A 19665-nucleotide genomic window follows, 5' to 3' on the forward strand; every position below is an offset into this window, starting at 1 on the left:
GATTTCTAACCAAGGAGTTGTCATGACCAACGTCGCTTTCGTTGCTCTCGCTTGCGGTCTTATCATCGGTTTGGGTGCTATCGGCGCTTGCATCGGCATCGCATTGATGGGCGGCAAATACCTGGAAGCTTCGGCTCGTCAGCCTGAACTGATGAACGCGCTGCAAACCAAGATGTTCCTGTTGGCTGGCCTGATCGACGCGGCGTTCCTGATCGGTGTGGGTATCGCCATGCTGTTCGCTTTCGCCAACCCGTTCGTCGGCTAAGTCCCGCGAATCATGGCAACGCCCGCTGCTACGGTATGCGGGCCTGACGCCGGCGGTAGTGGAATCCCTCCGCTGCAGGTCGGCAAAGTATCGAGTGCTCCGCGACGCCAACAGTGCGCCCGGAGCCGCAAGGTGTTAAAGGAACGACCGTGAATCTGAACGCGACGATCTTTTTCCAGATGCTCGTGTTCTTCGTTCTGGGTTGGTTCACGATGAAATTCGTGTGGCCCCCCCTGACGAAGGCGATGGACGAGCGCCGCCAAAAAATCGCCGACGGCCTAGCCGCCGCCGAGAAGGGCAAGGCCGATTTGGCCCAAGCCCAAGCGCGCGTCAGTCTGATCGAGGCTTCTGCCAAGTCCGAAAACCATGCCCGCATCATCGAGGCCGAAAAACAAGCCGCCTCCCTGATCGAGCAAGCCCGCCGCGAAGCTGAAGCTGAGCGCGCGCGCATTGTCGCCCAGGCGGCGCAAGATGCCGCGCAGGAAGTCCAGCGTGCCCGTGACGAGTTGCGCGATGATGTCGCCGCGCTGGCAGTCAAGGGTGCTGAACAGATCCTCAAGCGCGAGGTTGACGCCCGCGCCCACGCCGAGCTGCTGACCCAGCTCAAGGCGCAGCTTTAATCCGGGAACGCCATGGCTGAACTTTCCACTGTCGCCAGGCCCTACGCGGAAGCGCTTTTTAGCGCCGCACGCGATGACAAGGCCGGCTTGCCGGTCTGGGCCGACCTGATCGGCGAGCTGGCCCAGGTGGCCGACAACACCGACGTGCGCGAAGCAATGTCCGATCCTCGATTGGGCGATGCACAGCGTGTCGAGTTGTTTACTGGCTTGATCAAAACGCCGTTGCCTCAGGCGGTTCGCAATTTTGTCGAACTGCTGGTGGCTAACGACCGACTGCTGTTGCTGCCCATCATTGCCAAGCAATTCGTGACGCTGAAAAATCGCCACGAAGGCACGGCACAGGCGGAAATTACCAGTGCGTTCGAACTCAGCGATGCCCAGATCAAAGAACTGGTCGATGCGCTCGAAATCAAGTTTGGTCTCAAGCTAAGTCCCACCGTCATCGTCGACAAGTCGCTTATCGGCGGCGTGCGCGTGGCGGTCGGTGACCAAGTGCTCGATACTTCCGTACAAGCCCAATTGGCCCGCTTGCGGGATACGCTGGCCGCCTGACGCGCGCACGGCCAGATAAACAGGATTCCAGGAGTCAATATGCAACTCAATCCCTCCGAGATCAGCGAACTGCTCAAGAGCCGCATCGAGGGCCTGGGCGCTTCGGCTGACATTCGTACCCAGGGCACCGTGGTGTCCGTGACCGACGGTATTACCCGTGTTCACGGTCTGTCCGACGTGATGCAGGGCGAAATGCTCGAGTTTCCCAACAACGTCTTCGGCGTGGCGCTCAACCTCGAGCGCGACTCTGTCGGCGCCGTGATTCTGGGCGACTACACCGGTGTGTCCGAAGGTGACCAGGTCAAGACGACCGGCCGCATTCTCGAAGTCCCCGTCGGTCCCGAACTGAAAGGCCGTGTGGTCAACACCTTGGGTGTACCCATCGACGGCAAGGGCCCGATCGACGCCAAAGAAACCGACATCATCGAAAAAGTGGCGCCCGGCGTGATCGCCCGCCGCTCGGTGTCGCAACCGCTGCAAACCGGTATCAAGGCTATCGATTCCATGGTGCCTATCGGTCGCGGCCAGCGCGAACTGATCATCGGTGACCGTCAAACCGGCAAGACCGCGGTTGCGGTCGACACCATCATCAGCCAAAAGGGCAAGGGCGTTACCTGCGTATACGTCGCCATTGGCCAAAAGGCATCGACCATCAACAACGTGGTGCGCAAGCTCGAAGAGCACGGCGCCATGGAATACACGATCGTTGTGGTGGCGACGGCTTCTGACTCGGCCGCTATGCAGTACCTGGCCGCGTACGCCGGTTGCACCATGGGCGAATACTTCCGCGATCGTGGCGAAGACGCGCTGATCGTTTATGACGATCTGACCAAGCAAGCCTGGGCCTATCGCCAAGTCTCGCTGTTGCTGCGTCGCCCTCCCGGCCGTGAAGCCTACCCGGGTGATGTGTTCTACCTGCACTCGCGCCTGCTCGAACGCGCCGCGCGTGTGAACGAAGACTACGTCGAAAAATTCACCAACGGCGCCGTCAAGGGCAAGACCGGCTCGCTCACCGCGCTGCCGATCATCGAAACCCAGGCAGGCGACGTATCGGCTTTCGTGCCGACCAACGTGATCTCGATTACCGACGGCCAGATCTTCCTGGAAACCGACCTGTTCAACGCTGGTGTGCGTCCCGCTATCAACGCAGGTATCTCGGTGTCGCGTGTGGGTGGTGCTGCTCAGACCAAGGTCATCAAGAAGCTCTCCGGCGGTATTCGTACCGACTTGGCTCAGTACCGTGAATTGGCCGCCTTCGCGCAGTTCGCTTCCGACCTCGACGACGCAACCCGTCGCCAGCTCGAACGCGGCAAGCGCGTGGTCGAACTGCTCAAGCAGCCGCAATACCAGCCGCTGCAAGTGTGGGAATTGGCCGTCACGCTGTACACGGTCAACAATGGCTACCTGGACGAGGTGGACGTGGCTCAGGTTCTGGCCTTCGAAAAATCGCTCAAGGATCAACTCAAGTCCAAGCATGCCAGCCTGATCCAGCGCATCGAAGACACCAAAGAACTGTCCAAGGACGACGAAGCCGAATTGGCCGCCGCCATCCAGGATTTCAAGAAGCACGGTGCTTTTTAAGGCAATGTCTGGCGTAGTGGCGGGGTTCATCCCCGCCCTACGGTAGGGCGGGGACGAGCCCCGGCCGCATCCCGCCAAGCCGTTACAACAGGAAAGCGCAATGCCCGGAATCAAGGAAATCCGAACCAAGATCAAGAGCGTGCAAAACACGCGCAAGATCACCAAGGCCATGGAAATGGTCGCTGCATCCAAAATGCGCAAGGCGCAGGAACGGATGCGCGCGGGCCGTCCGTACGCTACCAAGGTGCGTGAAATTGCTGCGCACTTGATGCAGGCCAATCCCGAATATAGCCACCCGTACCTGGTCGAACGCGAAGTCAAAGCGGTCGGTGTGGTGCTGGTGACGACCGACAAAGGGCTGTGCGGTGGTTTGAACACCAACATCAGCCGTGTCACGCTGGCCAAGCTCAAAGAATTCGAGCAGAACGGTATCTCCGTGCAAACCACTGCCTTTGGCAACAAGGGTCTGGGTTTGTTGACGCGTATCGGCGCCAAGCTGGTCTCCAACGAAGTGCAGTTGGGTGACAAGCCCGATCTCGACCGTCTGTTGGGCGCGATCAAGGTGCAGTTGGATGCCTATCTGAATGGTCAGATCGATGCTCTATACGTGGCATCCACCCGTTTCGTGAACACCATGAGGCAAGAGCCGGTGTTCCTGCGTTTGTTGCCGTTGGCCAGTGGCCTGGATGATCCCTTCCAGTCGGGCGCTGAAACCTTGGGAGCTCTTTCCGAGGTCAAATCGAACTACAGCTGGGACTACATCTACGAACCCGATGCCAAGGGCGTGATTGACGATCTGCTGCAGCGTTACGTCGAAGGTCTGTTGTACCAGGCCGTAGCTGAAAACATGGCTTCGGAGCAGTCGGCCCGGATGGTGGCCATGAAGTCCGCTTCGGACAACGCGAAAAAGGTTATTGGCGAATTGCAACTGGTCTACAACAAGACCCGTCAGGCGGCGATCACCAAGGAAATTTCGGAAATCGTAGGGGGCGCGGCTGCCGTTTAAGCAGCTTGTATCCCGTCAAAAAGCTATCAAGCAAGGAATCGACATGAGCAACGGAACCATCGTTCAGTGCATCGGCGCCGTGGTGGATATTCAGTTCCCCCGCGATAAGATGCCCAAGATTTACGAAGCGCTTACTCTGGACGACGATACGTCGAAGTTCGCCGAAAAGGGTTTGACGCTGGAAGTGCAGCAACAGTTGGGCGACGGCGTGGTGCGTACCATCGCCATGGGCTCCAGCGATGGCCTGCGCCGCGGGATGAAAGTCGTAGGTACCGGCGGGCCCATCTCGGTGCCTGTGGGTCACGGCACACTGGGTCGCATCATGGACGTGCTGGGTCGTCCCATCGACGAAGCCGGTCCCATCCAATCCGAAGAAAAACGCGCGATTCACCAGGCGGCTCCTCGTTTCGACGAGCTGTCGCCTTCGGTCGAACTGCTCGAAACCGGCATCAAGGTGATTGACTTGGTCTGCCCGTTCGCCAAGGGCGGTAAGGTCGGTCTGTTCGGCGGCGCCGGTGTGGGCAAGACCGTCAACATGATGGAACTCATCAACAACATCGCCAAGCAGCACAGCGGTTTGTCGGTGTTTGCCGGTGTGGGCGAGCGTACCCGCGAAGGCAACGACTTCTACCACGAAATGGAAGAGTCGAACGTTCTGGACAAGGTCGCCATGGTGTTCGGTCAGATGAACGAGCCCCCGGGCAACCGTCTGCGCGTGGCACTGACCGGTCTGACCATGGCCGAGAAATTTCGCGACGAAGGCCGCGACATTCTGTTCTTCGTCGACAACATCTACCGTTACACCCTGGCCGGTACCGAAGTGTCGGCACTGCTGGGTCGTATGCCGTCGGCCGTGGGTTACCAACCGACGCTGGCCGAAGAAATGGGCGTGCTGCAAGAGCGCATCACCTCGACCAAGACCGGTTCGATCACCTCGATCCAGGCCGTGTACGTGCCTGCGGATGACTTGACCGATCCGTCGCCTGCCACGACCTTCCAGCATTTGGACTCCACCGTGGTGTTGTCGCGCGACATCGCTGCACTGGGGATCTACCCCGCCGTGGACCCGCTGGATTCGTCCAGCCGTCAGCTCGATCCGCAAGTCGTGGGTGAAGAGCACTACAGCGTGGCCCGTGGCGTGCAACAAACGCTGCAGCGCTACAAAGAATTGCGCGACATTATCGCGATTCTGGGTATGGACGAACTGTCGCCCGATGACAAGCAGGCCGTGGCGCGCGCGCGTAAGATTCAGCGCTTCTTGTCACAGCCTTTCCACGTGGCCGAAGTGTTTACCGGTTCGCCTGGCAAGTACGTGCCGCTGGCCGAAACCATCCGTGGTTTCAAGATGATCGTCGAAGGTGGCTGCGATGCGCTGCCCGAGCAGGCTTTCTACATGGTCGGCACCATCGACGAAGCCTTCGAGAAGGCCAAGAAACTGCAATAAGGATCTGATATGGCTACCCTGCAAGTGGATGTCGTCAGTGCAGAAGAAGCGATCTTCGCCGGTGAGGCGAAGTTCGTGGCCTTGCCTGGCGAAGCGGGTGAACTGGGCATTCTGCCCGGCCACACCCCGCTGATTTCGCGCATACGCCCTGGTACGGTCAAAATCGTCCGTCCCGATGGTGCCGAGGAAAACATCTTCGTCGCTGGGGGCATTTTGGAAGTGCAGCCGGGCATGGTGACGGTGTTGGCCGATACGGCCATCCGCGCTGCCGACCTGGACGAAGCCCGCGCCCTGGCTGCGCGCGAAAAGGCCGAAGAGGCCCTGCGCAACGCCAAGGACAAGGCCGATATCGCCGTCGTCGAAGCCGAGCTCGCCATGTTGGCAGCCCAGGCGGTGGCGGCGCGTCGACTACGCCAGACCCGCGGTACGCATTAAGCACGCCTTCAGTATCGAGGTGCACGCTCAAGCACAAAGGCAGCTACGGCTGCCTTTGTGCTTTGTGCCTTTTGTAAAAGCATTCCCGCCGAGCAAGTAACGGCCCTTGAGATTCGTCTGATTCAGAGACAACATTTCACATCAAAATCCCTCACCCCTTTGGATAGCGGTCTACGGATGTCATGTCTATCATTAACCTTTGGATAGACACGGGTGGGCGTTGCACGTGGATGCTTGTACATCGCGCAGTACCATAACCTACTCAACCAACAAGACGCAGAGAGCGAGACAGCCGATGCCTGACGCCATATTGCCGCCGACCGCGTTGCAGCAAACTCCCGAGGTGCGCCGGCGTTTGTTGGCTTCGCTCAGCAAAATCGCAGGGCCATCGCATTTGATCACCGACGAGCGTGCGATGCGTCGTTATTGCACAGGCTTTCGTTTTGGCAGGGGCAGGGCGCTGGCCGTCGTGCGTCCTGGCTCGTTGGTCGAGCAATGGAAGGCCCTGGCCGAATGTGTCGCGGCCGGCGTGGCGGTGATCGCACAGGCATCCAACACCGGCCTGACTGGCGGATCTACCCCTCATGGCGACGACTATGACCGCGACATCGTCATCATCAGCACCAACCGGATCAAAGCGGTGCACGTGATCGACGACGGTCGACAAGTCGTTTGCTTGCCGGGTTCGACACTGGATCAGCTCGAACGTCTGCTCAAGCCGCTCGGGCGCGAGCCGCACTCGGTCATCGGGTCGTCGTGTATCGGGGCGTCGGTGATTGGGGGTGTTTGCAATAACTCGGGCGGCTCTCTCGTCAATCGCGGACCGGCATATACCGAAATGGCGCTTTATGGCGCGGTCGATGCGGCGGGAAAGCTGCACTTGGTGAATCATCTCGGTATCGAGTTAGGCGACGATCCCGAGGCCATACTGGCCAAGCTTGAGCGCCGAGATTTCGCGGATCAGGATATTGTCCGTGATGCTGGGGCCGCCTCGGATCATGGCTATGCCCGACACGTGCGTGATATCGATGCATCCACGCCCGCTCGATACAATGCGGATCCCTTGCGGTTGCGCGAGGCATCCGGCTCTGCCGGCAAGGTCATGGTCTTTGCCGTCAGGCTCGACACCTTTCCCGCCGCATCCGGCGCCAAGGTGTTCTATATCGGTACCAACGATACGAGCGTGCTGACGGACATTCGTCGTCACGCGCTCGGCAGTTTCGAGCATCTGCCTATCGCCGGGGAATACCTGCATCGCGATGCCTTTGATGTCGCTGCGCGCTATGGCAAGGATCTGTTCTGGATCATCGAACATTTCGGCACGGATCGTCTGCCCGCATTTTTCAATCTGAAAAATCGCTGCGACGCATTTTTTGAGCGTGCGGGATTTTTACCGGCGAACGTGAGCGATCGCTTGATGCAGGTCGCAAGCCGACTGTTGCCCAATCACCTGCCGGCGCGTCTGATGTCGTATCGCAATGAGTACGAGCATCACTTGATGTTGAAAATCCCGGCCGAGGGCGTAGCGCAAGCCCGCGCGTATTTGGCCGAGTATTTTGCACAAGGCCGTGGCGGCTACTTCGAGTGCACCGAAGAAGAAGGCAAGAAAGCATTCCTGCACCGCTTTGCCGCGGCCAGCGCGGCGGTTCGCTATCGTGCGGTACACGGCGCCACCGTCGAGGACATCGTGGCACTCGACATTGCGTTGCGACGCGATGATCGCGATTGGTTCGAGCAACTGCCAGCCAAGTTCGATGATGCCATCGAGATGAAGCTGTACTACGGCCATTTTCTGTGCCACGTTTTTCATCAGGACTACATCATCCGCAAAGGCCACGATTGCATGGCAATCGAGCATGAAATGCTGGAACTGCTGGACACTCGGGGCGCCGAATACCCAGCCGAGCACAACGTCGGTCATTTGTATCAGGCCAAGCCGCAGCTACAGGATTTTTATAAGAAGCTGGATCCGTGCAACTGCTTTAACCCGGGGATTGGCTTTATGTCCAAGTTTGCCGGGTATCGGGAGCAGGGCGAATAATCCGCACAGTGCGGCAATGCGCGATTGTGATTGTGCCCGGAGAGGCGATCGATGGGTGAGCTACCAGCGTCCGCCGGCGCCACCGCCGCCACTGGAGCCGCCGCCAAAACTCCCACTAGAGGAGCTGCTTCCGCCCCCGCTGCTGCTGCTTCCCCCACTCGAGCCTCCTCCACTGGAGTGGCTCCTTCTCAACATGGCGAGCGTAATCATGCCAAGCGATGTTTTATAGTCGCAGAACGCGCAGCTTTGAATGCGTTCCCCCTTTCCAGTTGCCAAGTACGTGGGGCGCTTCACGACTTTGATTTCCGGTTTTCTCAGGGTTTGTCCACGACATTCCGGGCAGACACTGAATGCCTTGGCTCTTCTGCCCACGAAGCTACTTAGGTGTATGGCGCCTGTTTCTGTGTTGCGCCATATCTCATAGGACTTGGACCCGAGCTTTTCCTCCTGACGCTGTAGCGTGGTCAGACGGGCCTTTAATTCTTTCAATTTGAGCGCATCCCGATTCAGGCGTGACCAGTGACCGGTGGTATCGGGCGGGATCCCTCGCAAGCGGGCGAGTCGGATTTTTTTCACAAATCCGATGTACGCGAAGTACGATAACGGCGACAGGAGCAAGGGCAAGAAGCATAGGATGACGAGTGATACTCGCATATCCAGTGCCGTCTTTTTGTCTTGGGTACTGCGATCAAGGAGCGCGGCGCTTTCGTAATAGTGAAAGAACAGTATCAGAGAGCCAAGCGCCGCGACAAAATACGGCAGGTTTCTGAACTGGTAGGCCTGCTCGAGGATGTCAAAAATAAGAAAGATGAATAGGCTAACAAAGAGCAGAAATAAAAAGCCGAAGTAGGCATACCAGAAGGGGCGTCCCCGGTATTGGCTTCCTTTGATGTTAAATCTCTTCAGCACGCGTTTACGCGCGAGGGTGATCCATATGAATGCGATGGCAAACAGGATCACCACAAAGCCGATTTGCTCGATCGTCTCGGCATGCCGGTTCCAGAAGGTTGGCTCGTAGGCCTGTAGCCCCGATAGTTCCAGTTTGTGCTCAGGGGACAGGAATACGCTCTCGACGACTTTGGCCGTCGCTAATACGGCCATATCCGTGTTGCCGACCCGCATATAGGGGACGAGATAGGTCTCGCCGATACGTTTCAACAAGGCGTCGGGAAATATCCCCTCTACGCCATAGCCGGTAATAAATCGGTATTCGTGCCGGTCCATCGCCAGAAACAGCAGCAGGCCATTGTTGGCGCCCTGTTTACCGATACCCCAATGATTAAAGAGATCCAGCGCAAACGTGAAATCGCTATCACCTTGGTAGGTATCGACCACGACGATGGCGAACTCACTACCGTTGTTCTGCTCAATCGCTGCGCTGATCGCATCCAGCTGCGCCACGGTATCGCTGCGTAAGATGCCGTTCGGGTTGCTGACGTAATGGGCCTCTCCCCCATCCTTTGGGTTCGGAACCGATTCGACCGTATATTGCGCCCAGGCGTTGATACTCAGCACCATGCCGATGAGCGCGGACACCAGAAGAAGGAGGTTTCTAGGCATGAGGCGGCGGGGCGCGGTCTGTCATGACAGGGTGATCATATCGCGACGACTGATGAGAAATTGTGTAAGTTAAAACTGACGATTTATGCAAAAAATGGCTGATTTGCAAGTTATAACTGACAAATTTTCCTGATTAATCTGGTAGCTGACTCGCCGCGGCAGCAGCCGTGGGCGTTGGCGCCGCGCTGCGGGTGACCAGTACCTGATCCACTCGGTAGGTGTCCACGTCCATCACCTCGAACTGGTAGCCTCCCAGGGTGACGATGTCGGTGCGGCGTGGCACCCGGCGTAGCGCATCCATCAGAAAACCCGCGAGCGTTTCGTATTCTTCGCCGTCCAGGTGTTCTTCGATTCCCAGCACGCGGCCCACGTCCTGGATGGGCGTGGCGCCGTCGATCAGCCAAGAGTTATCATCGCGTTGAATGATGAAGTCTTCATCGCCCGGTGATACCAACTCGCCCATCACCGTGCTCATGACGTCGTTGAGCGTGACGAGTCCGACCATCAGGCTGTATTCGTTGACGATCATGGCGAAGTCTTCGCCTACCTGCCGGAACTGTTCCAGCACTTCGGCCAGGGTGAGGCGGTCGGGTACCACCAGGGCTTTGTGAATGAGCTTGGTGTCGGTCAACGCGATCGATTGGCCATTGAGCAGCCGCTGGTATAGGTCGCGGGTGTTGACATAGCCCACGACATGATCGATATCGCCCTGGCAGACGGGATAGGTGGAAAAGGGTTCTTCGGCGATACGCGCGCGGATGATGTCTTCGGGATCATCCTGCAGGAACCAGGCGATGCGGTCGCGCTGCGTCATCGCACTGGACACCGTGCGTGTATTCAGTTCGAAGATGTTCTCGATGATGCGCTGCTCGCCGCGCGCCAGCACACCCGAGCGTGTGCCGGCCTCGGCCAGGGCAAGAATATCGTCCGAGGTAATGCGCTCGTCGCGCCGTGTCGGCAGCCGCAGCAGACGCATGAGTTGATCGGCGCTGCGCGAATACACCCAGACCAGCGGCGAAAAAATTCGCACCAGCACGCGCATGGGTCCGATCACGCGCAAGGCGAACTTTTCGGGCTCAGCCATGCCTGCCTGTTTGGGAATGAGATCCGTCAGGATGATGAACAGCGAGGTCACCAGCACGAACGAACCGACAAAGCCCAGCGACGCGGACAAATCAGGGGACAGCCACTTGCCCAGGAAACGCGTAAAGGTGGGGCTGAAGATGCCTTCGCCCACGATCCCGCCCAGGATGGCCAGCGCGTTGACGCCAATCTGGATGGCGGTGAAGTAATGGCCGGGCTGCTGCTGTACGCGCAAGACTTCCTCTGCCCGCGCATCGCCGTCCTCGGCGAGCTGCCGCAGGCGCAGGCGGCGCGACGCGGCGATGGAAATCTCGGCAATAGAGAAGAACGCCGCCGCGATCAGCAGCGCCAGTAGCAACAATAAATTTTGGCCAAGTGTCATCAATGAGGACGCCGGTGGTTTGAACCAGCAGAGTGGAGCATTTATTGATTCTACTCTGTGGCTTTGCTTGGGAACTGGGAAGCCTCTTTCGTGGCAACGATGCCATATACTGCAGACGCTGCCGGCATACCACTCATATACGCAAGAAGCGTCGTTCACTACGCCTAAAGGAGGACACTTAACGTTATGCAGACTCGTCTTGCCTCCAGGCATATGCTACGTAACGCCTAGCTTGTAATGATGATGTTTTGGCTCAGCGCCAGCACCCGTGCTGCGGCTACGGGCGACGTATAATTACAAGATGACTGGAAAAGGTAGCCATCCCGAGTTTGTGACCGCGCTTGCTCGCGGACTGGATGTCATTCAGGCGTTTTCCAGCGCAATGCCCGAAATGACGCTCAGCGAAATCGCTGGGCGCACCGGGCTCAGCCCGGCCACCGTTCGGCGCTCGCTGCTTACCCTGGCCGAGCTGGGTTATGTACGTCAGCATGGCCGCCGTTTCGTCCTGACGGCCAAAGTATTGCAGCTGGGTTCTGCCTTCGTCGAGTCAATGAATCTGAATGAGGTCGCGCAAATTTATTTGCAAGAACTCGTCGACACCTTCCACGATGCTTCGTCGCTGACGACGCTGGATGGCAACGATGTGGTCTACATCGTACACATTCCGAGCAACCGCCCGGCGCGGCTGCGGCAGTATGTAGGTGCACGTATGCCGGCGCACGCCGCATCCACGGGCTATGTGCTGCTGGCTCACCAGAGCGAACATCAGCGCGCCGCTTATCTATCGCAAGCACCATTTCCCGCCTTCACGCCAAGCACGCCGATAACGGCCGAAGCACTGCAAGCGCGTTTCGACGAGGTCTTGAAAAGCGGCTATGGCATTGCTCAGGATGCAATAGCGTTCGGTTCGATCGCTATTGCCGTACCTGTGCGAGACCATCATGGGCGCGTGGTGGCGGCTATAAATTGCTCTGCCGATTCCACGCGTACTGACAGGGAAACCCTGATACGCACCCGGCTGCCGGCGCTGCTGCGGGCCTCCGATCAGATCAGCCACCAGCTTGCACGCTACCCCGCCCTGACGCTGTCAGTACAAGCCTGACGGCGTGAAGGCGAGATGGCAGAAGGCATCTTAGTCTATAGAAATATTGGCCATTTCGGCGATCTTCTTGGTGCGTTCAATCTCGACTGACATTCTTTGCTTGAACTGGTCGGGCGTCAGCTTCAAGGGAATTGTGCCCTGCGCGATCAGGTCTTTCCTGAAATCTGGTTTGTCCAGCACTTCGGACAGAGACCTATTGAGCTTGTCGACCACCGCGTCAGGGGTCCCTGCGGGAGCCAGAAAACCATACCAAGCACCGATATTCAGCTCGGGGTAGCCGGCTTCGGTGAACGTGGGCACATCGGGTAGCAGAGGCGAACGCTCTTCTCCCGACAGAGCCAACACTTTGACCTTGCCAGCCTTGAGGTGGCCCTGTATCGTGGCCATGGCCGGAAAGGTGAACAAGACTTGGCCGCCGATCACGTCGATCACGGCGGGCGATGAACCTCGATACGGCGCGTGCGTCACTTTGGAATCGGTCACCTGGTTATACATTTCGCCCATCAGGTGCGCCTGACTGCCTACGCCGAATGAGCCGTAAGCTGGCTTGTCAGTGTCAGCCTTGATATAGGCGGCCAGTTCCTTTATGGAATTGGCTGGTGTGGCGGACGATACTACCAGGCCTAGTGTCAAGTCGCATACCGTACCGACGGGCCTGAATTCCTTGTCGATGTCGTAGCTCAACGACTTGAACAGCGCGGGGTTCAAGACGAACGTGGTGTCGTTCGTAAAGAGCAGCGTATAGCCGTCCGCGTCCGCGTGAGCCACCTGGGTCGCGGCAATACTCGTGTTGCCACCTGTCTTGTTTTCTATGACCACCGGTTGGCCCAGATTTTCAGACAACTGCTTGCCTATCATGCGGGCGAGGATGTCTGTTGCGCCGCCAGGCGCGTAGGGCACCACCACGCGGATGGGTTTGTCGGGGTAAGTGGTGGTGGCCATCGCCGCGCCGCATAGTGCAGCGGTGAACGTGCCCACAATCAATGCTTTGTTCAAGCTACGTAGTCGAGTCATGATGAGTCTCCGTGGTTGGCACGGCGGGTTTCACCCTGCCGCGCCTCTTTTGTTGGACGGCAAACTGACTATTTATGTGGCCGTAGCGCGTGCCAGCAATTCGCGATTGGCTTTAATTTTGTATTTCTCCACCCGATGTGTGGCAGTCTTGGGTAGGCCATCCGAGAACACGACGTACTTCGGAATTTTGATAGCGGCTAACTGGCTGCCCACCCAGCGCGCGATGTCCTTCGCATCTAATTGAGCGTCTCGACGGACTACTACGACCGCCAGAATATCTTCCTCACCCAGTTCTGACGGCACACCTATGGTTGCGGCTTCCAGGACATCCGGGTGGCTCGCAATGACGCGGTCCAACTCGGACCCCGATATGTTTTCGCCGCGGCAGCGGATGATGTCTTTCTGGCGCGCCACAAACCAATAGAACCCGTCGGCATCGCGCCAGGCAATGTCCCCAGTAATGAACCAGCCCTCGTGAAACGCCGCCTGGGTGCGCTGCGGGTCGTCGTAATAGCCTTGCATGACGGTCGGCGTACTGACCAGTAGTTGTCCTTGTTGCCCGTCTGGCAAGTCGACGAACGATTCATCCACGATGCGCAATTGCGGCTGCGGCAGCCCCGGGGCTAAATGCGGCGACACCTGGCCCATGCTGCCCAATTTGCGCGGTCCCTTGAAGGCGTTGGACAGCACACCGGGAATTTCCGTCATGCCATAGCATTCGATCAGCGTGGGTACATTGAAATCATCGCGAAAAACCTCTACCAGCGTCTTGTCCAGCGGTGCGACAAAGGCCTTGGTCATGGCATGCCCCGCTACATATTCGGTACGGTCGCGCTTGGTCAAGATGGTAGCGGCCGCGCCGATCAGATTGACGGTGGTGCATCGCGTTTCTGAAATTGTCTTCCAGAAGCCGCTGGCCGAAAATCGACGCGCTAGGACAAGTGTGGCCCCTGCGGCCAGCGTGCCACCCAGTGAATAGAAGAGCGCGTTGATATGGAACAAGGGCAGTATGCAGCAGATACGATCCTCGGGTTGAAGATACAGGCGCACCACGAAGCTTTCAGCGGTAATGACATAGCCGCGCTGGGCATGCATGGCCCCTTTAGGCGAACCTGTGGTGCCGGATGAGTAGATGAGCACACAGGTCGAATCGGGCGTTCCGGTTGACGGCGGCGAATTGTGTGGCGCGTCCGCGATTTCGTCGTCCAGTACGTTCACACCCTCGAGCCCTGCTTCGTTCAGAACGATCCAGGGCGCTGGTTCCAGGGTGGCGCAAGCCTGAATCGTCCGGTCGTAGGCTTGCGGCGAGCAAACCACGCCTTGCACCTTGGCATTGTTCAGCGCATAAGCCGCCTCGGGGATGCCAAACTCCGGATTGATCGGCACCATGATGCCTTTTATGCGAGCCAGGGCCAGGAAGAGTATTACGGTGGATGGATGATTGGTCGAGAACACGCCCACGCGGTCTCCGCCCCGCATGCCTTTTTTCCGCAGCCATGATGCAGTGCGCTCGACATCGCGCGCCAACTCGCTATAGGTCCACGCGCGGTTTTCGAATATTAGGCAGACCTTGTCCGGTAATACCTGAGCGCGGCTGGCCAGCAAGCCTGTCACCGTATAGTCGTGCTCCGGATAACGGTGTACGACCTCATCCGGCTCCAACAAGGCGGCATCTATTTTGCCTGTGTTCGCCATCAGGTGCCCCGTCGCTTTCCAGCAAGCTGCCCATCATAGGCAATTCCTTGCTCGGCACGCGTTGCTATCTTGAAGCCCAACGGATTGCGCTGCTCTTCGAGAAGATGTGCGACCAGCGAACCGGTGCGTGCCACCAGGGGCACGCCGCGCAAGGATTCCAGGGGGAAATCGGCATCCAGCAATACGGCGGGAATTGCTGCGGACACGTTCAGAGGCAGGAAACGGCCATAGGCTGTTTCGATATGCCGCTCCACAGCCTGCAGCGCCTCTACATGCTTGCCCGCGACACCCAATTCGTTGGCTACCTTCAACAGACGGGTAGCGCGCGGATCCTCGGCTTTGTGTACGGGGTGGCCGAAACCTGGAACCGGAAGCCTGGCCTCCCGCAGGTCACGCAAGACAGCGATGGCCGCAGTATCGATATCGGTAGCATCGGTCTCTTGCCGCTTGAGAATATCCGCCAACAAAATGCCAGCGGTTTCGGAGGCGCCCAGAATTACCGTACCGCAGCCCAGCAATCCTGCCGATACTGCGCCCTGCAAGGCATCGGGGGCGGCGGCGTAGGTCATGCGCGCTGCTTGTATGGAAGGCACAAAGCCGTGTTCGGCAATTGCCACCAGACAGGCGTCCGTTATGGCGACCAGTTCCCGGGTCGGCTCCTGTCCCGTCAAGAGGAACAGAAAATAATGTGTGAAGGAGATTTTCCCGATTAACTCGTCGCACAGGTCGCGGCCGCGAATCGTAATACGGTCGGGTTCGACCTTGGCGATAGAGCTTGTTCCGAACGTCAACGTGTTGTCCGCCACCTGCTTCTCCTATTGAAGAACGTGTTCAATCACCACAGGCATGTCAAGGAACTGATAGCTATCTGTCTTAAATTTGCGCATACCGAAATAATATTCGGTATGCGCAACAAGTATCACCTTGCTTTCCTCATTCTGTCAAGCAGCAGTCTTTTTCACACTTCACGATTTTTTGTCGACCGCGTACCAAAGATCTTGTTGGTAGCGGGCACAAAGAAAATGCTCAGCTACAAGAGCTGGGCGGTTGAATCGCGATGGTCTTCGTTAAGGCTTCAAGGCGTATGCCGGGCCAATATTTCGTCACGCGGCCCCGCATCCACCACGCGCCCCGCTTCCATCACGACGATCGTGTCAAAGCGGCTAAGCAAGCTGGGCCGGTGCACCGAGGCCACGATGCAAGCCTGCGGAAATGCGGCATACATGCGATCGAACACCCGGCCTTCTGCCTGTGGGTCCAGCGCGCTGGTGGGCTCATCCAGTAGCAACAAGGAGCTCCCCTGCGCAGCTAACGCGCCGCGCGACAGGGCCAGGCGTTGCCGTTGTCCGCCCGACAGATTGCTGCCGCGTTCGTTGACCGGGCTGGCCAGGCCGTCAGGCATGCCTTGCAGCACTTCGTCGAACACGCCGGTATGTACGGCGGATTGCAGTGCCGCGGCACTGGCGGGTTCGCCAAAGGTCAGGTTCTCTTCTACGCTGGCTTCAAATACTTCGGCTTCTTGCGGGATCAGCGTGGCCAGTGTGCGCAGTTCCGCCCAGTCCACTGACTTGCCGTCGCGCAGTAGCTCACCTTGCTGTGGTAGATAGAGGCCGGCCAGCGTGCGCAGCAGTGTGCTCTTGCCACCACCGCTGGGCCCGATCAGCGCGATGCGTGCCCCCCGGCGCAAGACCAGGTCGACGTCATGCAAGCCGCCGCGCCCCTCAGAGGAATAGCTCCAGGTGAGGCTGCGCAGCGCCAAGGTTTGCCACGGCGCGTCGGGTACCACGGAGGGTACGGTGGCCTGTGGGTCGCCCGGGGCCTGCCAGATAGGCCCGGCGCTACTGAAGTCGGTGTGGATACGCGAGAAGCTCTGGAAGTTCGACGCGATGGCGCTGACTACCGAGGCGACCTGCTGGGCATATTGATAAATCATGAAGATGGTGCCTAGCAGCACCGCCTGTCCGGGCTCGCGGTGTTGCAGCACGTAGTGGACCACGAGTATCCAGGTCAGGCCCATGCCCATCAGGTCCACCACGCACCACTTGACTTCGTTGATCCAGAGGGCTCGGCGCAGCGGTATCATCATTGTTGCCAGGCGACGGCCAAGAATTTTGCGCGAGGCAGCTTGCAGCCGCAGGCCAATCACCGTGCCGGCATTGCTGACAAAGTCGAGCAGCGCCGCGACATAACGGCGTTCCTCGTCGTTTTCGGAGCGGGCCAGTCGCATCAGTACGAGGTCGAAACGCAAGGTGATGAGCGCGATGACCAGGTAGCCGCCTACGGCAATGCTGCCGCTGGCTCGGGATAGCAAAAACAACGCTACCAGCGGGCCAATGAAGTTCAGTGCACTGTGCAAGTAGCCATACATGTTCCGTGCGAAGGTTGCCAAGGCGCGGCTGGACTGCAGCACGCGGTGTTGCAAGTCGCCGGAATGGCGGCCGTCGCGCCAAGTCAGCGGTGCGGCAGCGATGCGGGCATAGAGATCGTCGGCCAGTTGTTCGCGCGCGCGCACGCCCACTTGGCCTTCCAGCACGCGTCCGGGACCGTGAAACACCCAATGCATCGCGTAGCAGCCGACCAAGAACATGATCCACAGGCCGGCCGTTGGCATATCGTTTTGCTGCAAGGCATTGATGGCGTGACCGGCCAGCCAGGGCAAAGTCAGCTTGATGAGCTGAGCGCCGGAAAGTAGGGTGATTGCGCCAATCAGGTGTCGCCGCTTGCCTTCGGCATAGCGCCAGAGCGCGAGAAATAGCTCGAGCGCTGCACGGCTCATGCTGATGGAGGGAGATGGGGAGGAGGAATCCGGCTTCATTGTGCAGAGGTGAAAAACACGTCGCCTTACTTGGGCTTGTCCTCCAGGCCCAGTCCGAGATTAGAACGGCAGGCAAGGGGGCGGCAAAGTATCGAAGATAGCATTGAAGGACGTGAGCGTTACCCAGCCAGTTTGTCCTCTGCATGCTTTGTACTTTAAAAAAACGAATCCTGAGCTGTATTGTTCGAAGGGTAGAGGCTGTGACTGCGCGCTTGCGCATCATCCGTTATTACACGCGGGTAGCGCATTTGGATTCAGTGGTTTCGGCGTTTATATATGTCATGCGGGTTTTGCAGCACCCTTGGGCACGCACTGTCAATCAGGTCATATCCTGATCCCAACTACCCGGGCGCCGGGTATATGTAGTCGTCCCAACAGAAACAATCCGGGAGACAGTGATGAAGAAACTACCATTTTTGATCGCAGGAGTGATGGCCATGACGGCACAGGCGTATGCGCAGGACAAGCCCACGGTCCCATTGATCGCCACGGGCGGCACGATCGCGATGAAGATCGATCCGGTCAAGAAGGCGCCGGTGCCCGCGATTTCCGGCGATGACTTGATGGCTACCGTGCCCGACGTTGCCAAGTACGCCAAAGTCGAAGTCAATAATCTTTCCAATGTCCCGTCCGACTACATGGACCCGGTGCGTTGGACAGCCTTGACCAAGGCGGTCGAAGAGACGCTGAAACGGCCTGAGGTGGCGGGTGTGGTGGTGTCGCACGGCACGGACACGCTCGAGGAAACCGCGTTTTGGCTGGATACGACCATCAAGTCGGACAAGCCCGTGATCTTGATCGGAGCCCAGCGCAATGCGTCGTCATCGGACTTCGACGGCCCACGTAACTTGCTCAACGCGGTGCGCATTGCGGTCGATGAACAAGCCAAGGGCAAGGGCGTCATGTTGGCCATGAATAACCAGATCAACGCCGCACGTTATGTCACGAAGACGCATACGGCCAATGTGGAAACCTTTCAGTCGGGCAGCTATGGCTTGATCGGCGAAGTCTACGCGGACAAGGTCGTCATCGACCGTGCGCCGCTACGCCACCAGCACATTCCGATTGTCGCCTCGGAAATGCCTCGGGTGGACATCGTCGCCATGTACGGGGGGGCCGATGACCGCATGCTGCGCAGCGCGGTCGACCAAGGCAGCAAGGGTATCGTGGTGCAGGCCCTGGGCATGGGCAACGTCAACATGCCCATGTTCGAAGGCATCAAGTACGCGCTGTCCAAAGGAGTACCGGTCGTTATCTCGACCCGGGTACATAACGGGCGGGTCATGGCGAATTATGGTTTCGAGGGCGGCGGCAAGACGCTGGCCGATGCAGGCGCCGTCATGGCGGGCGACCTGACCCCGCAGAAATCGCGCATTCTATTGATGTTGCTGCTGCAGCAAGGCAAGGCAGGCAAGGAAGATATCCAAGCAGCGTTCGATTTGTAAAGGGATCGGCTAGCGGCATCGCAATAGATTTCGATAGCGCAGGAACCTACACTATGGCAAACAACCTCCTGCGTTAAGGAACCATCATGTCGACGTTGAACGATATTTGGCTAACGGTGGTGAGCGAATTCTCCGATATCGCAGATATTAAAGAAGCGACGGTGATAGTGCTTCGGCTTGGCCTGGCCGTAATTTTGGGTGCAGCGATCGGTTACGAGCGCGAGATGAAAGGAAAGGACGCCGGTTTGCGAACCCATATGCTGGTGTCACTGGGCGCGGCCATTTTCGTTCTGGTTCCTGCCGCTAGTGGGATGCAGATTTCCGATATGAGCCGGGTCATGCAGGGCGTGATTGCAGGGGTGGGCTTTCTCGGCGCAGGCGCCATCCTCAAGCAGGAAAATGATCGCGTCGTCAAAGGTTTGACAACGGCAGCCAGCATCTGGATTGTCGCAGCAATTGGTGTTGCCGCGGGCTATGGCCGGGAAGCGACCGCCGTTGCCAGTACTCTGATTGCCTTATTTGTCTTGGCGGTCGTCAATCGGTTTGAGAAAAACATACCCAAGGACGGCACCCCTTCGCCTCGCTCTGAGGATCATCGGTCGTCTTCTGCCCCTTAATTCAGTTG

General features: G+C 58.4%; 17 protein-coding genes. 11 read left to right on the plus strand and 6 right to left on the minus strand.

Features of this window, described 5'->3' with window-relative positions; translation table 11 throughout:
* The first annotated feature begins 22 nt into the window (after positions 1 to 22).
* The 8 genes from atpE (at position 23) to dld (ending at position 7944) form a co-directional block, all read left to right on the plus strand.
* Positions 23 to 265, plus strand: coding sequence for a F0F1 ATP synthase subunit C (atpE, locus tag ACYVDM_RS25250; protein WP_003815363.1), 243 nt, complete (start codon positions 23 to 25; stop codon positions 263 to 265).
* A 149-nt stretch (positions 266 to 414) separates the two neighbouring features.
* Positions 415 to 885, plus strand: a complete 471-nt coding sequence (locus ACYVDM_RS25255) for a F0F1 ATP synthase subunit B (protein WP_415793036.1) — start codon at positions 415 to 417, stop codon at positions 883 to 885.
* Positions 886 to 897: 12 nt separating this feature from the next.
* On the plus strand, positions 898 to 1437 hold the full coding sequence (locus ACYVDM_RS25260; RefSeq protein WP_415793035.1) for a F0F1 ATP synthase subunit delta: 540 nt from the start codon (positions 898 to 900) through the stop codon (positions 1435 to 1437).
* A 39-nt stretch (positions 1438 to 1476) separates the two neighbouring features.
* On the plus strand, positions 1477 to 3018 hold the full coding sequence (gene atpA / locus ACYVDM_RS25265; RefSeq protein ID WP_415793034.1) for a F0F1 ATP synthase subunit alpha: 1542 nt from the start codon (positions 1477 to 1479) through the stop codon (positions 3016 to 3018).
* Between the two features lie 100 nt (positions 3019 to 3118).
* Entirely contained in the window at positions 3119 to 4024 is a 906-nt protein-coding gene (gene atpG / locus ACYVDM_RS25270) for a F0F1 ATP synthase subunit gamma (RefSeq protein WP_415793033.1), read from the plus strand.
* A 43-nt stretch (positions 4025 to 4067) separates the two neighbouring features.
* Positions 4068 to 5468 carry a F0F1 ATP synthase subunit beta gene (gene atpD, locus ACYVDM_RS25275; protein ID WP_415793032.1) on the plus strand — a complete coding sequence of 467 codons (1401 nt, stop codon included), beginning with the start codon at positions 4068 to 4070 and terminating at the stop codon, positions 5466 to 5468.
* 9 nt (positions 5469 to 5477) lie between these two features.
* Positions 5478 to 5903, plus strand: coding sequence for a F0F1 ATP synthase subunit epsilon (locus ACYVDM_RS25280; RefSeq protein ID WP_415793031.1), 426 nt, complete (start codon positions 5478 to 5480; stop codon positions 5901 to 5903).
* Positions 5904 to 6198: 295 nt separating this feature from the next.
* Complete coding sequence (gene dld / locus ACYVDM_RS25285) at positions 6199 to 7944, plus strand: D-lactate dehydrogenase (protein ID WP_415793030.1); 1746 nt, start codon at positions 6199 to 6201, stop codon at positions 7942 to 7944.
* A 60-nt stretch (positions 7945 to 8004) separates the two neighbouring features.
* Here the strand turns inward: dld and ACYVDM_RS25290 are convergent, their stop codons facing one another.
* Complete coding sequence (locus tag ACYVDM_RS25290) at positions 8005 to 9480, minus strand: TPM domain-containing protein (RefSeq protein ID WP_415793029.1); 1476 nt, start codon at positions 9478 to 9480, stop codon at positions 8005 to 8007.
* 157 nt (positions 9481 to 9637) lie between these two features.
* Positions 9638 to 10969 carry a polyamine export protein PaeA gene (gene paeA / locus ACYVDM_RS25295; protein WP_415793028.1) on the minus strand — a complete coding sequence of 444 codons (1332 nt, stop codon included), beginning with the start codon at positions 10967 to 10969 and terminating at the stop codon, positions 9638 to 9640.
* Positions 10970 to 11270: 301 nt separating this feature from the next.
* Here paeA and ACYVDM_RS25300 point away from each other — a divergent pair, with 301 nt between their 5' ends.
* Positions 11271 to 12071, plus strand: a complete 801-nt coding sequence (locus ACYVDM_RS25300) for an IclR family transcriptional regulator (protein ID WP_415793027.1) — start codon at positions 11271 to 11273, stop codon at positions 12069 to 12071.
* A gap of 30 nt (positions 12072 to 12101) precedes the next feature.
* Here the strand turns inward: ACYVDM_RS25300 and ACYVDM_RS25305 are convergent, their stop codons facing one another.
* The 4 genes from ACYVDM_RS25305 to ACYVDM_RS25320 form a co-directional block, all read right to left on the minus strand.
* Positions 12102 to 13085 carry a Bug family tripartite tricarboxylate transporter substrate binding protein gene (locus ACYVDM_RS25305; RefSeq protein WP_415793026.1) on the minus strand — a complete coding sequence of 328 codons (984 nt, stop codon included), beginning with the start codon at positions 13083 to 13085 and terminating at the stop codon, positions 12102 to 12104.
* A 72-nt stretch (positions 13086 to 13157) separates the two neighbouring features.
* Positions 13158 to 14780, minus strand: coding sequence for a class I adenylate-forming enzyme family protein (locus tag ACYVDM_RS25310; protein ID WP_415793025.1), 1623 nt, complete (start codon positions 14778 to 14780; stop codon positions 13158 to 13160).
* Positions 14780 to 15586 (minus strand): citryl-CoA lyase, encoded by an 807-nt coding sequence (locus ACYVDM_RS25315; protein WP_415793024.1) that lies wholly within the window; start codon positions 15584 to 15586, stop codon positions 14780 to 14782. Before ACYVDM_RS25315 ends, ACYVDM_RS25310 begins: the two co-directional genes overlap by 1 nt.
* Positions 15587 to 15855: 269 nt before the next feature.
* The gene (locus ACYVDM_RS25320) at positions 15856 to 17556 is read right to left on the minus strand and encodes an ABC transporter ATP-binding protein (RefSeq protein ID WP_415793023.1); all 1701 of its coding nucleotides are present in this window, start codon (positions 17554 to 17556) and stop codon (positions 15856 to 15858) included.
* 437 nt (positions 17557 to 17993) lie between these two features.
* On the opposite strand from ACYVDM_RS25320, the gene ACYVDM_RS25325 reads away from it, so the two are divergent.
* Together ACYVDM_RS25325 and ACYVDM_RS25330 are read left to right on the plus strand one after the other, a co-directional pair.
* A complete protein-coding gene (locus tag ACYVDM_RS25325; protein WP_415793022.1) occupies positions 17994 to 19040 on the plus strand; it encodes an asparaginase in 1047 nt (348 codons plus the stop codon).
* Between the two features lie 86 nt (positions 19041 to 19126).
* Complete coding sequence (locus ACYVDM_RS25330; RefSeq protein WP_415793021.1) at positions 19127 to 19657, plus strand: MgtC/SapB family protein; 531 nt, start codon at positions 19127 to 19129, stop codon at positions 19655 to 19657.
* Positions 19658 to 19665 lie beyond the last annotated feature (8 nt).

Source organism: Bordetella tumulicola, assembly GCF_054779135.1.